The organism is Ornithinimicrobium sp. INDO-MA30-4 (assembly GCF_021535045.1).
GTDB lineage: Bacteria > Actinomycetota > Actinomycetes > Actinomycetales > Dermatophilaceae > Ornithinicoccus.
In genome coordinates, this window is the sequence record NZ_CP091056.1 from 1,943,756 (window position 1) to 1,963,612 (window position 19,857).

General features: G+C 60.2%; 27 protein-coding genes and 4 pseudogenes. 10 read left to right on the forward strand and 21 right to left on the reverse strand.

Annotation, left to right across the window (positions count from 1 at the left end; all coding sequences use genetic code 11):
- Positions 1-124 precede the first annotated feature (124 nt).
- The 15 genes from L0A91_RS11650 to L0A91_RS11720 all read right to left on the reverse strand — a co-directional run bounded on the left by L0A91_RS11650 (position 125) and on the right by L0A91_RS11720 (position 8,802).
- Positions 125-769, reverse strand: coding sequence for a hypothetical protein (locus tag L0A91_RS11650; RefSeq protein WP_235244580.1), 645 nt, complete (start codon positions 767-769; stop codon positions 125-127).
- Positions 766-1,131, reverse strand: coding sequence for a glycosyltransferase (locus L0A91_RS11655; protein ID WP_235244581.1), 366 nt, complete (start codon positions 1,129-1,131; stop codon positions 766-768). The genes L0A91_RS11650 and L0A91_RS11655 overlap by 4 nt, the downstream gene beginning before the upstream one ends.
- Positions 1,132-1,353: 222 nt before the next feature.
- A complete protein-coding gene (locus L0A91_RS11660) occupies positions 1,354-1,821 on the reverse strand; it encodes a glycosyltransferase family 4 protein (RefSeq protein ID WP_235244582.1) in 468 nt (155 codons plus the stop codon).
- Positions 1,812-2,000, reverse strand: coding sequence for a hypothetical protein (locus tag L0A91_RS11665; RefSeq protein WP_235244583.1), 189 nt, complete (start codon positions 1,998-2,000; stop codon positions 1,812-1,814). The genes L0A91_RS11660 and L0A91_RS11665 overlap by 10 nt, the downstream gene beginning before the upstream one ends.
- A complete protein-coding gene (locus L0A91_RS11670) occupies positions 1,975-2,538 on the reverse strand; it encodes a TIM barrel protein (RefSeq protein ID WP_235244584.1) in 564 nt (187 codons plus the stop codon). The genes L0A91_RS11665 and L0A91_RS11670 overlap by 26 nt, the downstream gene beginning before the upstream one ends.
- Positions 2,496-4,058, reverse strand: a complete 1,563-nt coding sequence (locus L0A91_RS11675) for an N-acetylneuraminate synthase family protein (protein WP_235244585.1) — start codon at positions 4,056-4,058, stop codon at positions 2,496-2,498. The genes L0A91_RS11670 and L0A91_RS11675 overlap by 43 nt, the downstream gene beginning before the upstream one ends.
- Positions 4,055-4,678: an acylneuraminate cytidylyltransferase family protein gene (locus tag L0A91_RS11680; protein WP_311197800.1), complete on the reverse strand. Its 624-nt coding sequence runs from the start codon at positions 4,676-4,678 to the stop codon at positions 4,055-4,057. The genes L0A91_RS11675 and L0A91_RS11680 overlap by 4 nt, the downstream gene beginning before the upstream one ends.
- Positions 4,671-5,315 carry a hypothetical protein gene (locus tag L0A91_RS11685; RefSeq protein WP_235244586.1) on the reverse strand — a complete coding sequence of 215 codons (645 nt, stop codon included), beginning with the start codon at positions 5,313-5,315 and terminating at the stop codon, positions 4,671-4,673. Before L0A91_RS11685 ends, L0A91_RS11680 begins: the two co-directional genes overlap by 8 nt.
- Complete coding sequence (locus tag L0A91_RS11690) at positions 5,315-5,785, reverse strand: hypothetical protein (protein WP_235244587.1); 471 nt, start codon at positions 5,783-5,785, stop codon at positions 5,315-5,317. The genes L0A91_RS11685 and L0A91_RS11690 overlap by 1 nt, the downstream gene beginning before the upstream one ends.
- A gap of 125 nt (positions 5,786-5,910) precedes the next feature.
- On the reverse strand, positions 5,911-6,363 hold the full coding sequence (locus L0A91_RS11695; protein ID WP_235244589.1) for a glycosyltransferase: 453 nt from the start codon (positions 6,361-6,363) through the stop codon (positions 5,911-5,913).
- Complete coding sequence (locus tag L0A91_RS11700; protein WP_235244590.1) at positions 6,360-6,863, reverse strand: hypothetical protein; 504 nt, start codon at positions 6,861-6,863, stop codon at positions 6,360-6,362. The genes L0A91_RS11695 and L0A91_RS11700 overlap by 4 nt, the downstream gene beginning before the upstream one ends.
- A gap of 53 nt (positions 6,864-6,916) precedes the next feature.
- On the reverse strand, positions 6,917-7,180 hold the full coding sequence (locus L0A91_RS11705) for a hypothetical protein (RefSeq protein ID WP_235244591.1): 264 nt from the start codon (positions 7,178-7,180) through the stop codon (positions 6,917-6,919).
- Positions 7,167-7,976, reverse strand: a complete 810-nt coding sequence (locus tag L0A91_RS11710; protein WP_235244592.1) for an NAD(P)-dependent oxidoreductase — start codon at positions 7,974-7,976, stop codon at positions 7,167-7,169. The genes L0A91_RS11705 and L0A91_RS11710 overlap by 14 nt, the downstream gene beginning before the upstream one ends.
- A 129-nt stretch (positions 7,977-8,105) precedes the next feature.
- Positions 8,106-8,345 (reverse strand): glycosyltransferase family 2 protein, encoded by a 240-nt coding sequence (locus tag L0A91_RS11715; protein WP_235244593.1) that lies wholly within the window; start codon positions 8,343-8,345, stop codon positions 8,106-8,108.
- Positions 8,346-8,388: 43 nt separating this feature from the next.
- Positions 8,389-8,802, reverse strand: a complete 414-nt coding sequence (locus L0A91_RS11720) for a glycosyltransferase family 2 protein (protein WP_235244594.1) — start codon at positions 8,800-8,802, stop codon at positions 8,389-8,391.
- A gap of 277 nt (positions 8,803-9,079) precedes the next feature.
- Between L0A91_RS11720 and L0A91_RS11725 the strand changes: the two are divergent.
- The 8 genes and pseudogenes from L0A91_RS11725 (at position 9,080) to L0A91_RS11755 (ending at position 12,521) form a co-directional block, all read left to right on the forward strand.
- Positions 9,080-10,048 (forward strand): annotated as a pseudogene (locus L0A91_RS11725) (ABC transporter ATP-binding protein).
- Positions 10,045-10,455, forward strand: coding sequence for a hypothetical protein (locus tag L0A91_RS11730; protein ID WP_235244595.1), 411 nt, complete (start codon positions 10,045-10,047; stop codon positions 10,453-10,455). The pseudogene L0A91_RS11725 and the gene L0A91_RS11730 overlap by 4 nt, the downstream one beginning before the upstream one ends.
- Entirely contained in the window at positions 10,434-10,805 is a 372-nt protein-coding gene (locus L0A91_RS11735) for a hypothetical protein (RefSeq protein WP_235244597.1), read from the forward strand. Before L0A91_RS11730 ends, L0A91_RS11735 begins: the two co-directional genes overlap by 22 nt.
- Positions 10,802-11,179: a hypothetical protein gene (locus tag L0A91_RS11740; RefSeq protein ID WP_235244598.1), complete on the forward strand. Its 378-nt coding sequence runs from the start codon at positions 10,802-10,804 to the stop codon at positions 11,177-11,179. Before L0A91_RS11735 ends, L0A91_RS11740 begins: the two co-directional genes overlap by 4 nt.
- On the forward strand, positions 11,176-11,400 hold the full coding sequence (locus L0A91_RS11745; RefSeq protein WP_235244599.1) for a hypothetical protein: 225 nt from the start codon (positions 11,176-11,178) through the stop codon (positions 11,398-11,400). Before L0A91_RS11740 ends, L0A91_RS11745 begins: the two co-directional genes overlap by 4 nt.
- A pseudogene (locus L0A91_RS19965) lies at positions 11,361-11,479 on the forward strand (histidine kinase); the annotation flags it as partial. The gene L0A91_RS11745 and the pseudogene L0A91_RS19965, both read left to right, overlap by 40 nt.
- 45 nt (positions 11,480-11,524) lie before the next feature.
- On the forward strand, positions 11,525-11,884 hold the full coding sequence (locus L0A91_RS11750; RefSeq protein WP_235244600.1) for a hypothetical protein: 360 nt from the start codon (positions 11,525-11,527) through the stop codon (positions 11,882-11,884).
- A 7-nt stretch (positions 11,885-11,891) separates the two neighbouring features.
- Positions 11,892-12,521, forward strand: a pseudogene (locus tag L0A91_RS11755) (response regulator).
- 547 nt (positions 12,522-13,068) lie between these two features.
- Here L0A91_RS11755 and L0A91_RS11760 read toward each other — a convergent pair.
- The 5 genes from L0A91_RS11760 to L0A91_RS11780 form a co-directional block, all read right to left on the reverse strand.
- Positions 13,069-13,449 carry a glycosyltransferase gene (locus L0A91_RS11760; protein WP_235244601.1) on the reverse strand — a complete coding sequence of 127 codons (381 nt, stop codon included), beginning with the start codon at positions 13,447-13,449 and terminating at the stop codon, positions 13,069-13,071.
- On the reverse strand, positions 13,449-13,997 hold the full coding sequence (locus L0A91_RS11765; protein ID WP_311197801.1) for an ATP-binding cassette domain-containing protein: 549 nt from the start codon (positions 13,995-13,997) through the stop codon (positions 13,449-13,451). The genes L0A91_RS11760 and L0A91_RS11765 overlap by 1 nt, the downstream gene beginning before the upstream one ends.
- On the reverse strand, positions 13,901-15,199 hold the full coding sequence (locus L0A91_RS11770) for a hypothetical protein (protein WP_235244603.1): 1,299 nt from the start codon (positions 15,197-15,199) through the stop codon (positions 13,901-13,903). The genes L0A91_RS11765 and L0A91_RS11770 overlap by 97 nt, the downstream gene beginning before the upstream one ends.
- Before the next feature lie 228 nt (positions 15,200-15,427).
- Entirely contained in the window at positions 15,428-16,444 is a 1,017-nt protein-coding gene (locus tag L0A91_RS11775; protein ID WP_235244605.1) for a glycosyltransferase, read from the reverse strand.
- Between the two features lie 121 nt (positions 16,445-16,565).
- Complete coding sequence (locus L0A91_RS11780; RefSeq protein WP_235244607.1) at positions 16,566-16,955, reverse strand: hypothetical protein; 390 nt, start codon at positions 16,953-16,955, stop codon at positions 16,566-16,568.
- On the opposite strand from L0A91_RS11780, the pseudogene L0A91_RS11785 reads away from it, so the two are divergent.
- Positions 16,955-17,937, forward strand: a pseudogene (locus L0A91_RS11785) (IS481 family transposase). The gene L0A91_RS11780 and the pseudogene L0A91_RS11785 sit on opposite strands and share 1 nt — an antisense overlap.
- Here the strand turns inward: L0A91_RS11785 and L0A91_RS11790 are convergent.
- Positions 17,899-18,480: a glycosyltransferase family 2 protein gene (locus tag L0A91_RS11790; RefSeq protein WP_235244609.1), complete on the reverse strand. Its 582-nt coding sequence runs from the start codon at positions 18,478-18,480 to the stop codon at positions 17,899-17,901. The pseudogene L0A91_RS11785 and the gene L0A91_RS11790 overlap by 39 nt on opposite strands.
- 133 nt (positions 18,481-18,613) lie before the next feature.
- Here L0A91_RS11790 and L0A91_RS11795 point away from each other — a divergent pair, with 133 nt between their 5' ends.
- A complete protein-coding gene (locus tag L0A91_RS11795; protein WP_235244611.1) occupies positions 18,614-19,837 on the forward strand; it encodes a glycosyltransferase in 1,224 nt (407 codons plus the stop codon).
- Positions 19,838-19,857: the final 20 nt, after the last annotated feature.

A 19,857-nucleotide genomic window follows, 5' to 3' on the forward strand; every position in this document is an offset into this window, starting at 1 on the left:
GTGTCTGAGCCTTCCCGGCCTGAGAAAGGGCCATAGATTGCTGCTTCTTCCGGTATCTGATTAATGGCATACGTGATCAGACCCACCAACCCCACGGCGGGGACAAGCGGTAAACGTCGGCCCATCAAAACCAAATAGTGGCGATCGCGGCCGCCACCAAAGTAGTTCTGGAGAACGTCATCACCAGGGCGACTGCAATGACGATCATCAAGATGGTGCGCCGGGGCCGCGAAGCGATGAAGGGGATTGACACCAACCCGACGGTGAGCATCCATAACCCAGCGGAGTTGGGGTCGCCCCAGTAGGAGTTCAGTCGGCCGCCATAACTTCCGAGGTTGAAGCCAACGATGCCCAATGCCGCACCGACAAAGAGCGAGACCGCCATGCCTCGCGCGGCCGAGGCGATATGCACGCGGCCTGAGATCAGGGCCAATGCGAGGCCGGCCCAAATTGCGAGGTGCCCCATTCGGCGCACCTCAAAGGCATCAAGTGCGAACGTCCCGAAGTAGACGGCGAGGACAGAACCAAACAACCCGAGATAGGCCCAAAAGGGAATAGTTAAATCACGCGCGGGTCGAAAGATGGATAGCCCCACGATGAGCACAGCGGCTAGCTCATTAACTGGGGCTCCAACGCCAGGCAGTGAGGTAACCACCGGGATGAGGATGAACAAGAAGAAGGTGGGCAGCTGGGTCGGTTGGTTCCGGAGATCAGCAACTGGCTCCGCCAGCACATCACCCCAGGCGTCCTTCGCGCGGGAACCACTCATTGGGTCACCTCAGCATAGATATCGGCGATTTGCTCAGTCATCGCGCTAACCGAGGGCCAGTCGGCCGGCAATTGAGGTCGCAACTCAGGCTGTTGGGCTTGCGACAAGAGCGCTTGTGCCACCTGCGCTGGCTGGTCAGGATCAACCAGGCAGTGGCGCGGCAGGATCTCCGGGTTGCCGCCAACGTTGCTGGCCACAACCCCTTGGCCAGCAACAATGGCATCCAACAAGGTGTAGGAGCAGTTCTCCCAGATCGATAGCTGGGCGACCACGTCAATCTTCTTGGCGAACTCGATCGGGTCAACAAAGCCTGGGAAGTCGACGTGTCCGTCAACACCGTGGCGCACTGCTTCGCTCGCCAACTGATCGGCCAGGGCCCGTCGCCCGCTACGGTGAGGTGTGCTGCGCGGTCACGGTCGATGACGTCAGCAAAAGCGCGCAGGAGATCACCAATGCGCTTCTCGGGTGCCAATCGCGACAGCGAGCCATACTGCACCCCGGCTCTCGCTGCGTTATGGCTGCGGGCCGATCAACGCCGTTGGGGATCACGGTGATGGGAGTGCTGGCGTGCCATTTGCTCTTCATCACGGTCGCGGTTGCCCGGAAACGGCGATCGCTGCCGCGAAGCGCTTCAGGCGGGCGGTGTGCACCCCAGCCATCACCTTCGACTTGGCCGAGGTGCCGTGATAGACGGTGTCGTCGCCAGCGAGGCCATGCTCGGTGGTGACCAGTTTGATTCCGCGCGGCACCGCTATGGCCGCAACGACATCTGCATACGACAAATGGGTATGCACGATGCTGGGTCGCAGCGAAGAGCACAGTCGGCGCACCGCTCGGACTGACGCCGGCAATCCGGCGTGTGGGCCAATCTGCGCCTCCACCACAGGGTGGCCAGCGGCGTGCAGATCGTCGGCGAGCGGGCCTGGTGGGCACGCCACCACGACACGCCAGCCGGGAATGCCCACACGCAGCACGTCGCGCACATGCCGAGCAACCCCGCCGGAATCTGCGACGGGGATCACCCACAGTGCCAGCGGTGCCGCTAAAACCATTGCTCGAGCCGCTCTAGCGCGGTCCAGAAGCCCTCGCCGTTATTGACGTGGCCCTGCCAAATCTCGGGGATAAAGCTGACGTCAGGTGCCATCGCGTCCAACTGCTGCGCCAAGAGTGCCCAGTCGACATCTCCCTCGCCGACCTGCACGCCCTCACCGTCGACGCCGGTCGCATCCACGAGGTGCAGGTGCTCGGTGTGCGGCGCCAAGAAGTCGATGGCCTCGCTGAATGACATGCCAAGGAAGGTCGCGGCCAACCGCGTGTGAGATATCCAAGGTCAACTTGCGGTTGTACTTCTTGGCGAACTCGGCCGTGTCCACCGGGTTAACGAACAGGTTGCAGAACAACTGCCCGCCCATGTACCACGGGAAAGGAGGCAAGGTCTGACAACCAAGGCGGACCCCGGTGGTGTCGACGCGATCCAGGCCAGCAGCAACCCGCGCATACATGGCATCTAGTTCGCCGCGCGCGACGTGGGCATCGTAGGTGAAGCCACCGACGCTAGCGATGACCACAGGATCTTTGTCACTCGTGAAGTAGGGCTTCATCGAGTTGGTGAGGTCAATGACCCGCTGCAACTCCGCGATGGAGCGCTCCCAGTGCTCATCGTCCGTCGATGCCAAGTTAAGCAAGAAGTCGCCAGCGAACAGATCGGGGCTGTGGCACGCGAAGGTCATCGGCAACTTTTGGTCGCCAAAAACCTCAGCCGGGTCCAACTCCAAGTCCTTATAGGAGAAGTGGAACTCAAGAAGTCTGGAGTGGAGTTTTCGGTCAGCGTCTCGACATCGTGATAGCGAACCGGCAGACCCCAAGGGCGATTGAAGGTGAAGTCGCGACCTGTTGCCACCGTGTCCGACAAATCACTGGCATAGAAGAAGTCACCCGAGGCCAGCGAGCGCTGCGCAGTGCGGCCAATTAGCTGCTGCAATGAGTTGGGCTGCAGACCGCGACCGGGGCTTTTGATGTCAATGTCCTCACGGCTGATGACCTGACCGGCTTCGATCGGGCCCTTCGCGACGAGCGACTTCGCCAGATTGACCCGGTTCATCATCTCGCCGGTGGACACCACGCGAGGCGCCCCCGAACCCATGGCCTCCTCAATCTCGCGGACCCGTTTCACCATTTCGGCGAACTCGTGGGGTAGCAACGAGACCTTGTGGTCGTTGCCCTCCAACGAACGGTCGGTGGTGAAGTGCTTCTCGATGACCTTGGCACCGAGCGCGACAGCGGCAACCGGCACGTGGAAACCGCGCTCGTGGCCCGAATACCCCACTGGGGACTGGGACAACTCGCCAAGTCGCTGCATGTAGGCGAGGTTGACGTCCTTATAGGGCGCCGGGTAGGTCGACTGGCAGTGCAGCATCGCGAAGGGGGCACCCGTGTCACGCACCACGTCAACGGTTTGCTTAATCTCCGTCTCCGTTGACATACCGGTGGAGAGGACCAAAGGCACCCCGTAGGAACCCATCTTGGTCAGCAGGGCGTGGTTCGTCATGTCTGCGGAGGCAACCTTGAGGGCAGGGATGCCGTAGTCCATCAACGCAGTGACACTGGGCTCGTCCCACGGCGTGCAGATCACATCGATGTCGCGCTCTTTGCGGTGGTCAAAGACCTCGAACAACTGCTCGGCGGACAGGTTGTATTTCGCTAGCAAATCCAGGGTGTACTGCGGGCCAAGGTCCTCGCCGGAATTGGTGGCAGTGCCGGACTGCCGATAAAGCGCAGACATGTCTCGCAGCTGGAACTTCACGACGTCGGCGCCGGCTTCGGCAGCCAGGTCGACGAGGTGCTTTGCCATCTCCACCGACCCCTGGTGGTTGATGCCAATCTCGGCAATCAGCACGGCCGGGTGATCCGGCGAAACCGTGTAGCGACCGATGCGGAACTGGTCACTGCGGTTAATCGCAATGGCAGTGATGTGCTGCTGCTCGTCCACCATCGGAATGTGCACGATGCCAGGACGAAACAGGCGCTCAATCTCATGCGCCGACTCAGTGGACGCAACGGTCAGGGAGTCGGTGTTGGCTACTTCACGACAAGGGGCTGTGAGATCCACATTGTCCTGGCCGCTCAACCAGCGGCGGAAGTCCCCATCGGACAGGGCCCCCAAGTGATGACCGTGCTCAGACACAACAAAAACAATGTGCGCCTGGTTGGCAGTGATTTTTTCAAGCGCGGACAGCACTGGGTCCTCCCCATACACGATGTATGGCGCCAGGTTTCGCTCGATAATCATGCGCCGCTCTTTCTTAGTTGCTGCAATCGGTCTTCGGCGACCGCGAGGTCATGGAAGGTGTCGATATCGATACCTTCGGCTTCATCCATGATGAATAGTCCTATCCGGCCACCGAGGCGATTGTGATGCTCCGCATAAATGTCAACGGACGTGACATAAAGAGAGCCAGTCTCGCGGTATCTCATCGTCACGGAGGTGAGGTCCTGGCGGCGCGGGCGTCTCGTCACATCATAGTGCGCGCACGGAGTATCCCCGGCCTCCCAGATAAAGGGAGCCTGTGGGACAACTCCCACCATCGAATTGAAATCACTAGCCTCAAACTCCGCAACCGCCCGCTCTAACGTGCCTCGGAGTCGCACAGGTGACGTGGCCTGCAATAGGAGCACGGCATCTGGCCGTTGGCCGCGCTCAGTTTGAAAGGCAATGGCATGCTCCACGACTGGCTCAGTCGCGGTTGCATCCTGGGCCAATTCAAGAGGTCGAATAAACGGCACCTGGGCACCAGCGGCCAGCGCCACCTGCGCAATAGCCTCATCGTCGGTCGAAACAACGACATCCATTTCGACGTCAGCTTCAAGTGCCTGCTCAATGGTCCACGCAATGAGCGGCTTCTCAGCCACTAAACGCAGATTCTTGCCCGGGATACCTTTCGAGCCACCTCGAGCTGGGATTAAACACAAAATTCGCATACTCACTCTTCCAGCATCGCAGTGATGCGCTCGGCCAGCAGCGCCGCTGGCTCAGGTGCTGGCACAACCGGCGCGGGGTGGGCTCGGCACCGAACTGCGCCATCCCGTACCGCTGCCAAAACTCCGTCAACCAGGCAGGTGGATTGTCGTAATGCACCCACGCCGGTATGCCCTTCGCTGACGCCTCGAGGACACCCGTCGAGAAGGCACTCACCACCGGGGTGTTGAGCGAGGCGAGCGGAACAGCGCCGTCGTCGATAGTTATGCCTTGGCGTCGCCAGATCGCGTGCTGGGCTCGGGAAAGCTTGTCCCTCTCGGCGGGGTGGGGGCGATACGTCGCCCCAGTTGCGCGGCAAAAAGCACCTGTCGAGCGGGCCATATCGCGACGAGGCAGCTCCGCGCCGTGCAGTTGCCCGAGGTAGGTCAATGGCAAGTCGTCATGCGCCAGTGCTGTCTCAGGAGCAGGGTTACGGGCAGCCTCCCACAGCAACTGTGAACCGATGACCTCGGCAGTCACATCCGTGCGGCCCGACGCCCAGAAGTCAGCGTCGGCCTGTGACCAGGCCATCAGGTGAGCCCCGGAAGCGAGCGGCGGGTTGTAGGGGTGATGAGGCCGTGTTGCACGACGACATAAGGAACACTTGCCGAATTGGCGTGTGCATACCCTGCCGAGCCCAAACCTGCATAGTGCCCTGTCGACACCACGACCTTGCTGCCCACGAAACCTCGGTCGATCGCAATTTCACGGACTGCCGCGGCCACAAACTGGGGCGGTAACGCCCCAGTCGGCATCACCAGGCGCACAGAATCTTGCTTAAGGTGTCGAAGCGGGCGCTCGAGGGCAAGGAGAGCTGTTGGGGACAGCGAGTCAAGCACAATAACCACGGGCGCTTCGAGAGGCCCCATCGACCACATCGTGCTCGGTTTCACGTCTGGCTTCACGCGATGCTTCAAACGACGCATTGCTGCGGCGGGTCCGCTCGGCTTTGCCCATGCCTGCCAGGCCCGAAGGTCAGCCGGATAGACCAGTCCTGTCATGGTCGGATACCGATCGGCTTTGCATGTGAAGGGATCAATTTCAGGCAGATACACGGCTTGCCCGATGCCCAGTGGAGATGCAGTGGCCTCTGTCGCGAAGACCGCAGCCCTGTGCAACGTGCTGGTCAGGTCCACAATTCCTCCAGTGCGTTCATCCGATGCGCGAACGTGTGTTCAGCCAAAGTGCGATGCTGCCCTGCCTGGCGGATACTGCTAGCCCACAATGGCTCTACGTAGGCGCGCTGGTAGTAATCAATGATCTCGTCAGCACCAGAAAAGACCAGGGCTTCCGTCCCCACGTCGTAGAACTCGCTAACTTCAGCCCGGTCAACCAGCGGCAAGGACCCAACGCCAGGTGCTTCAAATGTGCGCATGGTGAAGCCGTCCTGGTCGCCATGGATGTTGAGCGTGGCTGTCGAGGCCGCCATCACGCCGTACGCGTGGCTGCGGTCCAGGTCCCGATCCGCGGGCAGATCGGGGCGCTGACGGTTCCACGTCCTGGCCTTGTCTCGCCAGTCGTGGGACCAGTCACGCCCATAGGCGCGGACCGGCACGCCGGACTGGTGAACCTCACTCAAAGGGCTTCTCGCTGGGGGTAGCGGGCCCCGATAAAGGAAACCTCCGGCACGGCGGGTGCCTGGGTGATCTGCGTCGACGCGTCGAAAGCCAGCGGCACGTACGCGCAAGCAACACCCGCAGCATTCAGCGCAGCGGTGTCGGCCTTGCTGTAGGAGGCGACAGCACCACATACCTTGAGCTTTTCCGGTGTCCACTCGGTGCGTCGGATCTCGTCATACATCCAGAGGGTGGTCGAGGCGCCAACCTCGTCAAGGGCTTGCCAAACGCTGGCGTCAAGCAGGTCGCCCTTCACCACGAGCGCAACGTCAGGCTTAACCTCGTAAACCAACGCGCGCATTCGGGCGCTGATGTGTTCGATCCGCGCGGCCGTGCCGTTGCTGCCAAATCGATCAGCCAACTCGTAACGCAATTTGTGGTGCGCTTTGGCCTTCCGGGTGGGCAGGTGGTCATAAATACCTGTCGTCACCGAATAGCCGCGCTGCGTCAGAGCCGCGGACATCCCGCGCCAGTAACCGTGGAAGCCCGGGCTGAGCAGGAGGAGACGGGGTTGGGTCACTGGGTAAGCCCACGCTGGGAAAGCTCAGTCAACGCGTCATCCCAGACGGTCGACTGTGCCCCTGGCTTATCCCACGACCAGCCAATGAAGTCAGCCACCGCTGCTGCGGTTGACCACTGCGGCGCTGGCGCTCCCGCTGACCGGGAATTACCGAGGTCAGCGGCCGCATGGTCGATGTCCCCGGCCCGGGTCACGGCAACATGCTCAACCGGCACCTGCACTCCAGGGGAGCCAGCCATCGCATACTCAGCCAATTGCAAAAGTGGTGCGCTCGCCGGTACCACTGTTCAGCACTAGCGGCTCCCCAACATCGTCGTGTTGGTGGATAGCCCAGGAAATCAGGGCCGCCAAATCCTGAACATGGACGAAGTCGCGCGTCTGCGACCCGTCGCCGTACACCGAGATCGGTCGCCCTTCGCGCAACCGCGCCAAGAAAGCAGCGAGCACGCCCGTGTAGGGGTTGTGCAGGGCTTGACCTGGGCCAATCACGTTTTGTGGGCGGATCACCGTCAACGGGATGTGGCCCTGAGCGATGTCAAAGGCGACTGTTTCGCCCAATGACTTGGTCTCGCCATAGACCGACACCGGCAGGTGCGGGTCGCCTTCGGTGGAAGCCACGGGACGGGCCAGGTCGCAGCACGGCTCCCCGTGCCCCATGCCGTGCTTCTCGCACAGAAACCCTCCGTGCCCATAGACGGCACGAGAACTCATTGACATCAGCGGCGCCTGGTGAGCGACGGCCCATTGGGCTGCTAGCCGGGTGCCCTCGACATTGACGCGGTGATAGCGATCCTGCTCATACATGGACTGGCCAGTGCCGGTCTCCGCAGCCAGGTGCACCACCGCGTCAACATCTGGCAGGTTTACCCAGGCAGAAGCCTCCGAAACGTCGCCAACAAACACTTCACCCGGGAACGCCGCACTGGCACCCTCGGGGTCGAGGTGGACTTGGTTGTGCAGGGAGTCGAGGGCAATGACTTCGTCACCTTGGGCGATAAGCAGGCGAGCCAGATGCTGGCCGATGAATCCGACACCGCCAGTAATCAGGATCTTCACGATTGATCCTTCCTCCAGATGAGTCGTTTTTCAGTCCGCGCGACAGCCAACGGATCAACATCGACCCCCGCAATCGTCGAGTCGTGTTCCACGCCAAGTTGACACCGGTTGCAGCGCTCAGGGCTGCCTTCAAGGCCAGCGGGTGTCCCCATTTTGCGCGTAGCGTTCGCGCGACTTCACGAGCCATTGGCGCCGCCGCAGCGGATCGGAGGAGCCGCCGCCCTGATGGGTCAGGGTGATCGAACCGACCACGATCGAAGGGATGCCGACCGCGCGCAGCCGGCGCTGTAGATCGATCTCTTCGGAGTTCATGAAGTAGCCCTCGTCAAAGCCGCTGGCCTGCTCAAAGGAATCGCGGGGAAGCAGCATGCAGGCTCCCACCACCCAGTCTGTCGGGGTAACAGTCGAGGCGTCAGTGGCGGTGTCGTGGCCGACGGCTTTGTGCATAGCTTTGGTCGATCGCAGCCTGGCCAGTGGAGTGAGCCACTCGGCGCTTTGGTGCGCAATGGTCGGGAAGTGTCGGCCAACCCATTGATACTCGCCGCCACGACCCACCACCGGGGCTGGCCACTGCGGGCATCCATGGGGACGACTGGGTCACAAAGTCGGCAAGGAACCCAGCAGCAAACTCAACATCGCTGTTGAGGATTAGCAGCAACTCAAGATTTGCGACGGCAGCGCCGGAGTTCACTGCCGAGCCAAATCCACCATTGCTGGGGCGCGTCACGACCTGCACCAAAGAGCTTTCACCGTCGTAGCAAAACGGCACTGGCGAGGCATCGTCCGCAACAATAATCTGCAAATCGCCCGAGTATGCCTGTCCCATGAGGGCGTCGATCAAGCCGAGGGTCGGTTTTGGGTCCCCGTAGTGGGGAATCACGACCGAAAGGCCTGGCAAGGACGCAGGGGCAATCATAGTGAGTGAATGATACGTCGCTAAAGCGACTCGATCTTTCGCAAAATCATTCTCGCCGGCCATCGCACCGATCCGTCGGGTCTGCAAGTCCCGGCCAAACCGAGCGATTCACCATGACATTCGTCATGTCTGGATGATGCAACTACGCCCCTACCGCCTGCGCAGAGATCGCCATAGCGTGGCGGTTATGAATCAACCAACAGCGGTCAGCCTCGCCGAAGTGACAAAGTCCTTTAAAACCAAGGACGGCAATTTCTCCGCAGTCCGTGACCTCAACCTCGAAATTGCAGCCGGTCAGATCGTTGCTCTGCTGGGGCCTAACGGCGCTGGCAAAACGACGACGATCGACATGATCCTGGGGCTGACCGCCCCAAGCACCGGCAAGGCTTCCGTGTATGGGGCAGACCCTCGCGCAGCCGTGCACGCTGGCAGGGTCTCGGCAGTGCTGCAGACCGGGGTTTGCTGCGCGACCTCACCGTGCGCGAAACGATCCAGATGGTCGCCTCGACATTTGTTAACCACCCGGGGTGGATCACGTCATGGAGCGCGCCGGCCTGACGGACCTGGCAAGGCGCAAGGTGTCGAAGTGCTCAGGCGGTGAGCAGCAACGCTTGCGGTTTGCGCTAGCCCTGCTTCCCGACCCCGATCTGCTGATTTTGGATGAGCCAACAGCAGGCATGGATGTCGGTGCCCGGCGTGACTTTTGAAGACTATGCATGTCGAGGCCGCCGCTGGGCGCACCATCATCTTCGCGACCCACTACCTCGAAGAGGCCGACGCCTTTGCCCAACGCATTGTGTTGATGGCGCGCGGGAAAATCGTGGCCGACGGGAGCACCGAAGAGATCCGAGCTCGCGCGAGTGGGCGCACCGTGACCGCTGCGGTTGACGCTGAGACGTTGCCTGATGTCGTCGCAACGCTGGAGTCGATGACCGAAGTAAGCAACGTCAGCACCGAAGGTCAGCGAGTGAGCGTCGCTTCAACCGATTCCGATGCCGTCGCTCGTCGACTGCTGACCGACCTCGGTGGCCATGACCTTGAGATCACCACCGGATCGTTGGAGTCGGCCTTTGTGTCGATCACCGGGGATCAAGCCGACTCTGATGACAACACCGCCAACGACAGCACGACTAACGACAGTGAGGCAGTGGCATGAACACCACATTCCTGAAGATTGAACTACTACGCATCTTGCGCGACCCGGTGACGATGTTCTTCACGGCTCTACTACCGGTGTTCTTCTACATCATCTTCGGTGCTTCGCAGGACTACTCCGACCTCACAGCAGGCAACGGAAATGTCGCGATGTACATCATGATTTCGATGGCTGGCTATGGGGCAGTCACGGCTACAGCAGGCATCGGGGGCATGGCGGCCGTTGAGCGGATGCAGGGCTGGGGCCGCCAACTCGGTTTGACCCCCTTAGGGGACGGCGGCTTTGTGGCCATCAAGTCAGCCGTGGCGCTGATGATCTGCTGCATCCCGATTGGGTTAGTCTATATTGCCGGTCTCGTGACCGGGGCCAAGGAGACTCACTGCAGGTGTGGCTGCTCAGCCTGCTGATCCTTGTGGTCGGCGCGATCATGTTCGCTCTCTATGGCCTCATTTTTGGTCTGGCCTTCCGCTCAGAGGCAGCGGTCAGCGCGGCCAGTGGCTCGCTGGTGATTCTTGCCTTCCTCGGCAATATCTTCTTCCCGCTGAGCGGGGCGCTGCTGACTTTCGCGAAGTTCACGCCGCTGTATGGCTACATCGCCTTGGCTCGCTACCCCCTGACCGAAGGCTTCTCCGTCGGGGTCGATGGTGTCGTCACCGAAGAGGCGCTCTGGATCCCTGTCGTTAATGTCGTCGTATGGACTCTGATCTTCGCGGCTTTGGCGACCTGGCTCGTACGTCGGGGCCGGGGCCGGCAGTGAGCCACGAGACGATCGAGTCCGCAGCCGACGCTCCGGCCAAGCAAACTGGGTGGGACCGCTGGGGCTGGCTCATGGCAGTCATCTGGCTGCCGTTCTTGATCTTTAGCATCGCTGGCATCCTGGAAGTCACGGATGGCTGGCAGCGAGCGCTGGCGCTCGGCCTCGTCGCAGTTTTTGCAGGCTTCTACGTGCATGGCTTTGTTTGGCGCTTCGGCACGATGCAACCCAAGTATGCGACGGCCATGGGCTTGTGCATCTTGGGAGTTGGGATGTTGACCGGCCTCGGGGATTCATCTGGATCGTCCCGGCAATGGCCCCCTTCGTCATCTCGTTCAGTTGGTACAACACCAGTGTCCGGTTTTCGCTCACCGTGACCGTTGGCGCCCTCGGCTACACGCTTGGCGTCATCATTTTCCTGGATCCGCAGGCGTGGACCATGCTCTTGCTCAACGGGGGCATCGCTCTCGTCACTGGGCTGCCGCGCATCCTTGACGGTCAGCAGGAGCAAAACAAGAACTCCAGCGGGAGGCTGACCGGAGCGCTGAGCGAGAACGGATGGCTCGCGACATCCACGACATCCTGGGGCACAGTCTGACGATCATTTCGTTGAAGTCAGAGCTGGCCGAAAAGCTATTGCGGTCCAGCCAGACTCGGCCGCCGAGGAAGTCCGGCAGATTCACGAAATCAGCCGCAAGGCGCTCTCTGAAGTCCGGGCCTCGGTGCAGGGACTGCGGGTCGCGTGGCTGCCCGATGAGTTGCGCTCCGCTCGGGAAATACTGGTATCAGCCGACATCACTGCCGACGTGCCAGATGACCCGAACGTCGTAGAGCCACAAAACCGCACAGTGCTGGCCTGGGCGCTGCGCGAGGCAGTGACGAACGTCGCCAGGCACTCTGGCGCCGAGAATTGCTCGGTGTCGTTGAGCGCTGGCCAACTCGTCGTGGTCGACGACGGGTCTGGCCTCACCGGCCGCACCGAAGGCAACGGTCTGCGGGGCTGCGTGAGAGAGTCGATGCTGCTGGGGGCACATTGGTCCTGCGCGACAACTCCGATGGGCCCGGCACCCGAGTGGAGGTAACTCTCTGATGAGCAGCGACACCAGTGGCGGCCCAGCGATCAAACTGTTGCTCGCCGACGACCAGGCCCTGGTTCGCGGCGCTCTTGCTGCGCTGTTGTCGCTTGAGCCCGACCTCGAAGTCGTGGCCCAAGTCGGTCGAGGCGATGAAGTGGTGGCAGCCGTTGCCGAACACCAACCCGATGTGCCTGCTTGATGTGGAGATGCCAGGACTCGATGGCATCGCTACCGCTGCCGCCTTGCGCACCGCATACCCGCAGGTGAAGTCGTTGATCGTCACTACCTTTGGCCGCCCCGGCTATCTGCGGCGAGCGCTAGAGGCGGGTGCTAGCGGGTTCATCGTCAAAGACACCCCCGCGGACGAATTGGCCCAAGCCGTGCGCAGGATCTTTGCCGGCGGCCGCGTTGTCGACCCCGCGTTGGCCACCGAGTCCCTGGCCGGTGGAGCCAACCCCTGACCGACCGCGAGCGCGACGTGCTGCGCGCGGCCCTGGGCGGCGTCCCCGTCACTGAGATCGCGGCAACCCTGCACCTCAGCGCTGGCACCGTGCGCAACTATCTATCATCAGCTATCACAAAAACGGCGGCCTCCACGCGGGTGGAAGCCGCCATGATTGCCCGCGATCGCGGTTGGCTCTAACTACCTCTGAACCCAACGATGACACGGTGCAGTATCCACGTTCGTCTGCTGCGCCCTTTGAGATACGGCCGCAAGGTCTTCATCGACTTGGTAACCCAACGCCGATTGGCCCCTACCTTGCTGGCCTGCAAAACCCTCACATAGGTTCTTTCGGCGACCCCCTCGGCAAGGTCTGGTCTAGCCGCCAACATCTTTAGTTCCGTTCGGGCGATCGACTCTATCCATCGCAAACTGTTAGGCCTGAAGATCTGGACTCCGAGGCTGCTATCCAACTCACGGTGGACAGCCAGAGCATCACCCTCCACAAAGACTAGATCTCCGGCATGCGCCATTCGTACATAGGTATCAAAGTCTTCGTAAGCAATCGACTCATCAAAGGCACCTATATGACGCAGGGTATCGGCCCTGAACATGACAGTAGGAGCAGCAATCCAGTTACCCTGCTCCAAAAGAACTCGAACGGGGTCTTCACTCCCCACCCTAGCTCGCCATAGGGGGTGGCGCTGATAGAAATCCTCGCGGAAGAATTGGCCATCTCGGTTCGCCCTCAGTGCGTTTCCGTATGAAAGAACGGCACCAGTGGATTCCATGAGTTCAACCTGGCGCGAGAGCCGACCCTCCAAATGCCAGTCATCGCCCGCGAGATAGACGAAGTAGGAGTGGTCACTTCGGCAAATACAAGATTGAGCGTCGCGTTAAGCCCAACATTGTCATCGTTGAAAACCAAGGTGAATCGCATAGCGTCTTGGTCGCTTAACCCAAGAAGCCACTTCCGGACGACACCCTGGGTGCCATCCGTGGATGCATCATCGGCCACGATGACCCGGCAGCTTTCCTCGCGCAGAGTCGACTCAAGAGCATCTACAATAAATTCGGCGTGATTAAAGGCAACAATACCGACCGTCACCAAAGCACTCACGGAAGCCATCAGGCCAGCGACCCGAGTTCAACCAGACGAGCGAACTCAGCATCCTTGACGCGTAGTTGCTGCATAGTCCCCCGACTCTTGAGGCGACCCTCTGAAAAGAAGAGGATCTCATCAGCATTCTTTACCGTTGAAAGCCTATGTGCGATGACTACCACCGTTATCTTTCCCCGCAGGGCATCAATCGTTTTGCTTATTTCATGCTCAGTTTCATTATCAAGGGCACTCGTTGCCTCGTCGAGGATCAGCACCATGGGGTTCGCGTAAAGGGCTCGCGCTATACCCACTCGCTGAGCTTGTCCACCCGAAAGACGAGCGCCTGCTTCACCGATCATCGTCTCGAGCCCCTTCGGCAAAGAAGCAATATAGGCATCCAGCTGGGCATCTCTCAGCGCAGCCGCTAGACGAACTTCATCCACCTCATCGTCCGGCTCTCCAAAAGTAATCAGGCGCTTCAACGTCGTTTCCCAAAGGTAAACTTTTTGAGAAACCATTGCCACATTCCTGAGCCAAGACCTCGGATAGTCAGCCACGTCCCGACCGTCCACCACGACCGAGCCAGCGGTTGCAGCCAAAAGGCCCGCCAATATGTCGGCGAAGGTTGTCTTCCTGCGCCAGAACTACCCACGAGGGCTATCGTCGTACCTACCGGAATGGTGACGGTGACGTCGCTGAGCACATCTCCATCGCCGTCTGGGTAGCGATAACTAAGTTCCGACACAACGATGTCAGCTGGAGCGATGTCTACCTGCTGTTCATTGGCGTGCCGGCTTGTCGATGCATCGTGCTCTAAAGCCTCCAACTCGCCAATGACAAGGCCCAACGAAGGGCGCCCAACAACGATGCCATTGTATGTGGCAACCACAATATTTAGTGAAGGAATAATCCTGATGCTGGCAGCCGCAAACATTGCAAGTAGTCCGAACGCGCGTGCTTCATCAGCCGTGCCAAAAAGAACAAGCGCCACGATGAAGATACCCAGAACCATTACGATTTCCAACAAATACTTCGGTAATTCCCCGAGGATCCCCTGGACCTGACCCAGCCTGGCACCCCGCTCACGATTTCCGCTATATTCATCGGCGAAATAAGCCTCTTTGCGAAGAAGCCGTGACTCACGAAAGCCCTCGATTGCCGGATTGAGCACCCTCCAAGCCTCAGTGTCGACTTCTAGCGCTCGATGAGCATTTCTTAGCGCTCGCGGCTTGAGGAAACGCGATATCAAAAGAGCTGTACCGCCGAATATAACGAGGGCCGCCAGTGACCCTAAAGGTGCGACGAACAACAGGGCTAAAAACAATCCTAATACCGTGAGGCCGTACACTAAGACAGTAATGTACCCCTGCATGACGCGGGTAAGCGCCAAGGGGATGGCGCCGCTCACTGCCTGCAAGATAGTGGCCTTGGATCGTTGACGATGCGCCGCATACGGCGCCGAGAGGTAACGCCGTAGCAATTCTGCTTGGGCTGCCGCTTGAGCATTGTTCGCGATGCCCAGACTCCACCAGCGAATACCGATCATGGCGGCGTTTTTCAGGATGAAGGCAAAGGTGACGAGCGAGGCAACACCAAGCAGAACCGACGCACGGTTGTCAGTACCCAGGACGGGCACGACGTACCGCTCAACGTTCGCGGGCAATTCGCCCGGAGTTGTCAAGATTTGCATCAGTGGCAACATCATGAGGACGGCAACGATGTCAAGAAGGGCGGCAATTGAAGCCATGGCCAATAGGCCGATGGCGCGCCAACGCATGCGCCATGGAACTAGCGTGAATATATGCCGGAGACCCCTGATGTCCTTCGCTATCTCAGCAATTCCGGCTTTGCGTCTGCGCTTCATCAAACTCTTCACTGTCATTGGCTGCGGGTCACAACTGCGGATATCGAACTGAGATCGCAAGGGCTTACGCCGCGACTGCGAGAAATACTGCAGCCTCGCTGCTATTTTCGCACACGCCGGGTGCACCGGCCCCGCCGGAACTTACGCCCGAGAGTCCGGCCGGTTCGCGCGAGCAAAAGCTCCTATCGATCGCGCGAGAACACGGGGCAACCTTCGAAGCGGGATCTCAGAAGCCGCACCTAAGAGTGGCCCAATGCTTACTCGGCCTCCCCACGCGATCAAATCCTGATCTATCGTTCGTTGCCGCCAACCCTGCACCACTGCCTCTGAAACGTTGTCAGGACGATTCTCAATGAGGTAGCGAGTGACTCGAAGCGCACGGTCCATGACCATCGGGTCCTGGACACTCGAGGGCTGCCGGACACAGAAGGTCCAGTACAACCACTCAACAATTTCAGCCCGTTCCTCAGCCGTAGCACTGGGCCACAGCCCGTCAACTAGAATGCCCTGAATCTCGCGATGAGCCTCATACATTGCAGGTTTTTCACTCCGAGTTACTTGCCGCTCGTGCTGACGGTACAGGTAGAAGACTTCCGAAACGTTGGAGAATCGGGAGCCTGCGAGCAACAACTGTGCCCAAAGATAGTAATCTTCGGCGACCCACCGCGGAGAAGTGAAGCCTGCGGGAACGAGAACAGCAGCGCGCCCAATCGCTCCGCCGTGGCTAATGTTTGGCCCGAGGAGCAAGCCAGCCACTACGTCTTCGTGTTTCTCTGGTCCCACAACCAGTTCACCGGTCCGTCGGCCCTCTACTGTCACCCGTTCCATGAAGCAGGACACGAGGTCGAGTTTGGGATCCGCATCCAAGACCCCCAACAGGGCCGCCAACCAATTTGGCAGGACAACATCGTCCGCACCTATGAAACCGACATATTCACCCTTTGCCTCCTTGAGGCCGCGATCAAACGCGAGAGTTCTGCCGACGTTACTTTCCAGGGTGATGACTCTAATCCTTGAGTCGGCAAAGCTCATCAGCGTGCGGGGAGCTTCATCAGTGGATCCGTCATCAACAATGACCAATTCGAAATGGCCGAAGGATTGATCCAGAACCCTTTGGATGGCCTCAGCGACGAAAGGCTCGCCGTTATAGACCGCCATGATCACACTGACCCGGGGACGCCGGTCACAAGGGGGTAGTCGGTCGGCCTACGCGTGACATGATCGTCGGAAATTGGTTGCATCCTTTCGCTGAACGAGTCTGAAGTGGCCTCGCAAGTGTTCAATTCATTGGCGTCTTGATGCCCTGCCGTGCGGACTCCCAGATACGGCCCGCCTGGAAGGCAGCCCGGACCACGCCATTTGAGGCGTTGCGCCGGGGGTGGCGCCCAACCTGCTTCCCGAACTCCAACCACCACCTCGCTCGCCACTTCAAGGACTGATTTCGAATGCCAGCATCCGCATGCTTGGAGTAGAGATCTACGAGCGCCCGTCCATACCGGAATTGCTGCTTTATCCGACTGGGCATGCCTGGGCGCTGCTCGTAGGCGACGGCGGCCTCCGTGGAGTGCCCAATCGTGAACCCCTCGCCGACTAGATGTTCTTCCCCGGCAGGTTGTGAACGTCTGAGATAGCGAAGACCTCCGTGCAGGATGTGGGTTACCACACTCACTGTCCAAACACGGAGGTCTTCGTGACTCCGCTAACGCTCCCTTGACGCCGGAAGGGCGTCGTCGTCTCGCGGTCCTGATCGTTGATCGGGGTTGGTCCCTTCGTCGGGCCGCGGAACGGTTTCAGTGTTCACCGGCGACGGCGAAACGGTGGGCCGACCGCTATCGGGTCGGGGCATCCTTGGTCGATCGCAGCTCCCGACCCCGGACGTCGCCCTCGCGTCTCCCGCAGCGCGTCGAACGGCGAATCGTCGGATTGCGGGTCAACCGCCGGTGGGGACCGCACCGGATCGCGTTTCATCTCCGGCTGCATCGATCAACTGTCGGACGGGTCCTCGCCCGCTTTCGGATGCCGTTGCTGACCCATATCGATCAGTCGAGCGGTGTCCGGGTGCGGAGGGCGAAGCCGATCCGTTACGAGCTCGCTGAGCCGGGTCAGCTCGTGCACGTGGATATCAAGAAGCAGGGCCGCATCCCCGACGGGGGCGGGCATCGCATGTTGGGGCGGCAAGCCGGGAACCGCAACAACAAGAAGAAGGGACGCGGCTACGCGTTCCTCCACCACGCCGTCGACGACCACTCCCGGCTGGCCTATTCGGAGATCCTCGACGACGAACGCAAAGAGACCGCCTCCGCGTTCTGGGAACGCGCCAACGCGTTCTTCAAGCCGCGGGGATCACGGTGACGGCCGTGATGACCGACAACGGCTCCTGCTACCGCTCCCGCGACTTCGCTGCTGCGCTCGGCACGATCAAACACCGATGGACTCGGCCCTACCGGCCCCAGACCAACGGCAAAGTCGAACGCTTCAACCGCACCCTCGCTGCCGAGTGGGCCTACGCCGCCTCATACGCGAGCGACGAAGACCGAGCAGCGACCTACCAAGACTGGATCCATCACTACAATCACCACAGACCCCACACCGGCATCGACGGCCAAACACCCTCAGACCGCGTTCACAACCTCACGGGGAAGAACAACTAGACGCCAACCATAATCAACGTCTTCTTGACCTCGCCTCAATGTCTCGTCGAAGGGGCCAACTGCATTGAGTACGGCCTTTCTGAAGCCCATGTTGCACCCAGGCGAATAGCTCTTATGCCCCAGGGAGACGGGGACTGCCTCGTTGAACCACGTCGACCCTGTCAGTTCACCCTCGACCGTGAGGCATAGCGGACCCGTGCTGGCATCAAACTCGCGGAGGGTGTCGACGTGTGCTTCCACCCAAGTCTGCGAAACCGCGTCGTCCGCGTCACAAATCAAGACGATCTCCGCCTCGGTCGAAGCGATGCCTACATTCCTCGCGTGGGCAACGCCAGGGGTGCCGCTAGAGTCCACACATCGCAGTGACTTGAACTCCGACTGCTGGCGCTGCACCACCGCCACAGTGTCATCGGTCGAACCGTTATCGCTCACCACAATCTCGAAGTCCTTGTGGGACTGAGCCTTCAAGGCAGCGAGTTGGCGATGAATAAGTTTTGCGCCATCTCGAACCGGGATGATAACCGCAATAGAAGGTGGCTCCATAGAAGACCATTATGCTTCACGATGCTACAGACCCGAACCCTGCCAGCCGCGCGGGCCGACGGTAATTGCGTTGATAGATTTTCAATGGTTGTTGCCGCCGACGCTCGGGCGTCCAACACAAAGGAGCCGTATTTTGCCTGCTAACACATTGCGGATCTGCTCCATCACCCCTGTCCTACCGCACGCGGGTATCCAGCATGCCGGGGGGAATTACGTCTGGCGTCTTCACCTGGCACTGACCGAGGCATTGGGCGCCCACGTCACCTATCTTGTGCCTCCCTACCCCTCGAATGACCGAGCCCTGGAGGATCCCCGCCATGCCGCCGAGTTCTCGCTAGTGGGCCGGATAGACAGCCACCTACAGACCTTGACTTATCGGGCATTCGGCGCTCTGAAGAGGATCGATCCAGACACCGCATACCTGCCCGCGGCACTGGATATCTGGCTCAACCGCCGAGTCCGTCGGACTGTCGCGGAGGCCGACGTTTTGGACTTTCAGTGGACCGCATGGACGCGGCTGGTCACTCTTCGCGTGCTTAACAAGGATGCCAAGACCGTCGTCACTTTTCACGACGTCACCTCGCAGTCTTTCAGTAGGCGGCATGATGCGGCTCAGAGTAAAAAGGAGAAGGTGAGGTGGAGGGTGCGCCATCACATCGCCCGAATATTTGAGCATCGAGTTGTCGCTGTCGCCGATGCTGTCGTGGTTTTCAGCGAGAAAGACCGCAAACTGTTGGACCCAGCCTTGACCAAAAACCATATCGTCGTCGTGCCGCCACCACTGGCCAGCGGCAATGAGCCTCTGCAATCCCCTCCCTCCGCCTCGGTGGTGCTATTCCTCGCATACTTTGCTAGGGCAGAGAATCAGCAAGGTCTTCGGTGGTTTGTTGACCGCGTATGGCCCGTCGTGCGGCAGTCGGCTCCCGCTACTACCCTTCGCGTCGCTGGCGCCGGTATGCCAGCTGACCTAATGCAGCACCTACAAAATACTGATGGTGTCCAGGTAGTCGGTTTCGTCGAGCGGCTCGATGACGCGTACGACAGTGTCAGCCTCACCGTGGTGCCACTGCTGTCCGGCGCTGGCGTGAAGTTCAAGACTGTGGAGCCTATCGTTCGTGGGCTGCCGGTCGTCTCAACCACCGTGGGAGCTGAAGGTATCGGGACCCATGACTGGTTTGCAGGCGTGGCTGACACGCCGAGAGAGTTTGCCAGATACGTCATTGAAGCGCTGCGTGACCCTGATTCAGCCTTTGAGCACGCAAAGATAACCCGCGGGAAAGCGCTACAAGTTTTCGGTCAGCAGGCTTTCTTGGATTCTCTTCGCCAAGTCTATTTGTCACCCAAGCGACTCGATTGAGGTAGCGTGCATTCCCCTTC